This is a genomic window from uncultured Nostoc sp. (assembly GCF_964245575.1).
In the GTDB taxonomy this organism is placed as follows: Bacteria; Cyanobacteriota; Cyanobacteriia; order Cyanobacteriales; family Nostocaceae; genus Nostoc.
The window spans coordinates 1-3,938 of record NZ_CAXTNP010000461.1 but is presented as its reverse complement, the minus strand read 5'-3'; the positions used below and the strand labels follow the sequence as shown (position 1 = coordinate 3,938).

The 3,938-nt window shown below is 40.0% G+C and carries 5 protein-coding genes; 2 read left to right on the top strand and 3 right to left on the bottom strand.

Annotated features, from left to right (window positions below):
• The first annotated feature begins 175 nt into the window (after positions 1 to 175).
• Complete coding sequence (locus ACFFAP_RS36910; protein WP_375515850.1) at positions 176 to 610, top strand: hypothetical protein; 435 nt, start codon at positions 176 to 178, stop codon at positions 608 to 610.
• Between the two features lie 64 nt (positions 611 to 674).
• Here ACFFAP_RS36910 and ACFFAP_RS36905 read toward each other — a convergent pair whose 3' ends face one another.
• Positions 675 to 1,013 carry a hypothetical protein gene (locus tag ACFFAP_RS36905; RefSeq protein ID WP_375515849.1) on the bottom strand — a complete coding sequence of 113 codons (339 nt, stop codon included), beginning with the start codon at positions 1,011 to 1,013 and terminating at the stop codon, positions 675 to 677.
• Positions 1,014 to 1,270: 257 nt separating this feature from the next.
• Between ACFFAP_RS36905 and ACFFAP_RS36900 the strand changes: the two genes are divergently transcribed.
• Positions 1,271 to 2,179, top strand: coding sequence for a peptidoglycan-binding protein (locus ACFFAP_RS36900; RefSeq protein WP_375515848.1), 909 nt, complete (start codon positions 1,271 to 1,273; stop codon positions 2,177 to 2,179).
• Between the two features lie 78 nt (positions 2,180 to 2,257).
• Here the strand turns inward: ACFFAP_RS36900 and hemJ are convergent, their stop codons facing one another.
• Together hemJ and ACFFAP_RS36890 are read right to left on the bottom strand one after the other, a co-directional pair.
• Positions 2,258 to 2,839, bottom strand: coding sequence for a protoporphyrinogen oxidase HemJ (gene hemJ, locus ACFFAP_RS36895; protein ID WP_375515847.1), 582 nt, complete (start codon positions 2,837 to 2,839; stop codon positions 2,258 to 2,260).
• Between the two features lie 187 nt (positions 2,840 to 3,026).
• On the bottom strand, positions 3,027 to 3,878 hold the full coding sequence (locus ACFFAP_RS36890; RefSeq protein ID WP_375515846.1) for an alpha/beta fold hydrolase: 852 nt from the start codon (positions 3,876 to 3,878) through the stop codon (positions 3,027 to 3,029).
• Positions 3,879 to 3,938 lie beyond the last annotated feature (60 nt).

The following is a 3,938-nucleotide window of genomic DNA, read 5'->3' as shown; positions in this document are numbered from 1 at the left end:
TCAAGGGAAGTTGGAACAAGCGATCACAGAACTGGAAATAGCTGTTCGCCTCGATCCGAATAGTACTCTGTTTCGTAACAACTTAGAGCTTTTTAGAAATAAGAAGAAGGGTTTTTGGGGGCGTTTGTTTGGTGAGTAGAATATTCTCAGTCTTATTCATCTCAAAGGTGTGCGAATGCCTGTTGTTTACGATGCATTCACGAAGTGTGCCGAAGGTATCGCTCAACCTCAAAGCTTCATCTTTCCACTTTGGAACACCAATTGTCGAGCAAAAAGGGCGATCGCTCAACCTCAAAACCTCACCATTCCACCTCTGAACACGAAGCTTCCACTTTGGAACATGAATTGTCGAGTCAAAAGGGCGATCGCTCCACCTCAAAACCTCATCATTCTACCTCTGAACACGAAGCTTCCACTTTGGAACAAGAATTGTCGAGCAAAAAAGGCGATCGCTCGATCTTTTATCCTGGAAGTTGCGGCTTTTATCCTGGAAGTTGCGCCTTTTATCTTCAAAGTTGCATCTTTTATCCTGGAAGTTGCGCCTTTTATCCCTGATCATTCTACTTCTGAACTTAAAGCTTGCACCTCAGAATACAAATTGTCGAGCTAAAAGGGCGTAGGTCTAGCTCATCGTAGACATTGCTCAACCTCTAAGCTCAACCAATGGGTTATTTCTACTCATCTAAACGGCGTGCGATCGCATTCAACAATGACTCAAAGCCTGATTTGCTGTGAATATCAGAGGTGAGGGTGTTCATATCTTTTAGCAGGTTGGTGAGTTCTGCGATCGTGTTGCGAATCTCGGTGTATTGGTCAATTTCTTCACGAAATCCCTGTAAATTAGCTGCGGAAATCCCTTTCATACCTTCATCTAATTCTTTAATTTCGTCTTCCCAATGCTTAATATATTTGAGTCTTGCAGCAGGTTTATAAATTTGGGCATCGGCCAACACAATCGGGAAAATTCGATTATAAAATTCACCATTTTTAGCAATTTGCACTAGCTCAAACATGCAATTGGGTGATTTTAAATACTTGTCACTAATAACTGCGATGTCTACGACGAGCTACGCTAACGCACATTTACCGCGTCCAATCCGTTCCATAAAGGCTTTAATTAGTCCTTTGTAGCCCAGCTCGCGTTTGTCCCGGATGATTTTGATTCCTTTTTCCTGCAAAGTCTGATCTAGCTGATTGACAAATTGCTCACTCTCACCACTTTTAAAATGGTGTTTATACTTAGAAGTAAGTAAATAAAAGCAGGTGCATAATGAAACTACAAGATTTCTTGGGAAAAGATGAGAAATGGGCATTCGATGCGATCGCACAAGATGCAGACTTGGCTCGTCAGATTCAGATATTGTTAATCAACTTAGGTTTGCTAGAACCTCCAGCTGATGGGAAATTTGGCCCTGTTTCTGTGATATCTCTCAAAAAATTTCAAGAATTAACCAAGACTGGAGAGAGTGACTTTTTAGGAGCAGTCACAGCCAAGAAACTGATTGAAACCAAAATAGATGATCTTCCTAAACCTCCCTTAAAACTGGGCAATGACATCGCTAGTAAGATTGTGAAATATATGGTATCCAAAGGTTATCAGGTATTCACCAATCCCAAAGAATACAACATTGTTTATGTAGAGGGTATAGATGCAGACTGGAAGCTCAACAGTGATACACCCAATCAATTTAATGATCGGCGGATTGTTATTGAAGTAGTAAATGGCGTTCCCAAAATCGTAGATAACTGGGAAGCTACTACAGAACCAGGGAAGTATTACACTTATAATCCGATGAATCCCAAAGGAGCAGCTAGGATTCAGTTTGGACAATACAAAGCTTGGGCTGTTGGTATCCACGGCACAGCAGAGCCTCACGAAGCATTAGTGCAAGTTGGAGATATAACTGTTTGTAGAGATTTCAACAAAGATTTTAAACGGACTGGTGATAAACTTGATACAGGTGATGATTTTTATGTGAATCAACATTACGGCTTTGATTTTCCCCGGAATGATATTCGCCTTGCTAGTGCGGGTTGTTTAGTGGGACGGACTCGTGAAGGACATAGAGAGTTTATGGCGATTATTAAACAAGACCGTCGTTATGTCGCTAATCGCAAATATACTTTTTACACTACTGTGATTGCTGGGGATGATTTGCTGAAAACGTTTTCAGGATGAGGTAATGGTTAATTGGTAGCATTTATTCTTGTGATGCAACGTTTAGTAAGGTAGCATAGCTGTGCTACCTTACTTTGTCTAACTTTGTTCTTGTGGTTGCCCTATCTGTGCCGTCAATTTCTCTTTATCCTGCCTGCGTTTTTTGGCGTAAAGTTGAATAGTGACTGCCATCAAAATAATCATGGCGAAAATAGCCCAAGCAGCGATATCTGTAGGTAGATTATTCTTAAACACAGCCAGCAGGACAATCGCGACTAACATAACTGTGGGTGCTTCATTTAAAGCACGTAATTGCTGACTATTCCAGCCACATTCATCTACTGCTAACTTTTTCATGAGTCGAGCGCAGTAATGATGATAGCCAATTAAAATGGCAACAAACAGCAGTTTTATATGCAACCAACCCTCTTTTAAAACATCCGGTTCAGTGCTTAATAAACCGATAGCCATTGCGATCGTCACAAACATTCCTGGGTTAGTGATGATATAGTAGAGACGCTTTTCCATAATTTGATACTGATTTTTCAGTATCGTTTGCGCTGGTTCGGGTTCAAGGTTCGCTTCAACGTGATATATAAAAAGACGAACTAAGTAGAATAAACCAGCGAACCAAACTACAAATCCGACAATATGAAAAGCTTTAAACCACGAATAAGCCATGAATACTAATCTCCTTTACTTGTGGCTGTGAGCAATTTATAATCATAATAAAGAGTTCACAAATGCGGGCTGAAATAACATTATAAGTCTGGCAAAAATCCAGAGTTTATTTTTTACCACAGATAAATCATCGGTGTTTATCTGTGGTTTCATTTTTATAATATCGATTTTTGCCAAAAGTATATTGTCAATGAGCATCTTTACGACGCACAAAGGGTAAAAGGTCTTCCAAAATCGCTTCGTGGTAGTGTTCTTGAGGATAATGTCCGACGTTATTAAGTTTTATTAATTCGGTATTTGGTACAGAATTGGCAAAACTTTGGGCAATTTCTACGGGTAACCAAGGGTCAATCATACCCCATTGAATCAGAATTGGCTGTTGCCATTCTTTAAAGCCAGATTCGATTTCTTTCATTGCTGAATCAAGCTGTAAATTGCGAATACTTGATAAGAGACTCCGCCCAGATGCGGAACTTTTCAAAAATGGTTTTCGATAAATATCTAATTCCTTATCTCCTATGCGATAACGGCTTCCACCTTCTAGCGTCCGGTCAACCAAAAGCGGGTCTTGGGTCATGACTTCACCTGCCAAAGGTAAACCCATTTGTTTAATTTTCCAGGGTAATTTGGCAGCAGTTGAAATTGGTGTATTTAGGATAGCCAAATTGGCAATTTGTTCTGGATGACGCAACGCATATTGTAGTCCTACAGAACCTAAAAATCCTTGTACAACTAAAGAAAAATGTTCAAGTCCTAGTGCTTTGATAAATCCTTCTAAAGCTGTGATAAAAGCATCGGGAGTATAAGCAAAATCTCGTTTTTCTGGTTTTGTAGAAAAACCGTAACCAATCCAATCTGGAGCGATCGCTCTTGTACCCTGATTCGCTAGAGCAGGTATAATATTACGCCAACTATAACTTTGTGAGACTAAGCCATGTAGCAACAACACAGGCGCTAAGTCAGTTCTGCCAATTGGTGAAGATTCTCGATAAAACCATTCCAGTGAATCTACATTGATTTTATGTTCTGTTATTGACACGATATTTTCCTATATTGGGGATTGGGGATTGGGTACTGGGTAATGGGTATTGGGGATTGG

Bases quoted from the DNA above. Each gene is read 5' to 3' on its own strand.
- ACFFAP_RS36910 (WP_375515850.1), top strand. From the start codon at position 176: ATGCCTGTTGTTTACGATGCATTCACGAAGTGTGCCGAAGGTATCGCT.
- ACFFAP_RS36905 (WP_375515849.1), bottom strand. From the start codon at position 1,013: ATGTTTGAGCTAGTGCAAATTGCTAAAAATGGTGAATTTTATAATCGA.
- ACFFAP_RS36900 (WP_375515848.1), top strand. From the start codon at position 1,271: ATGAAACTACAAGATTTCTTGGGAAAAGATGAGAAATGGGCATTCGAT.
- hemJ (WP_375515847.1), bottom strand. From the start codon at position 2,839: ATGGCTTATTCGTGGTTTAAAGCTTTTCATATTGTCGGATTTGTAGTT.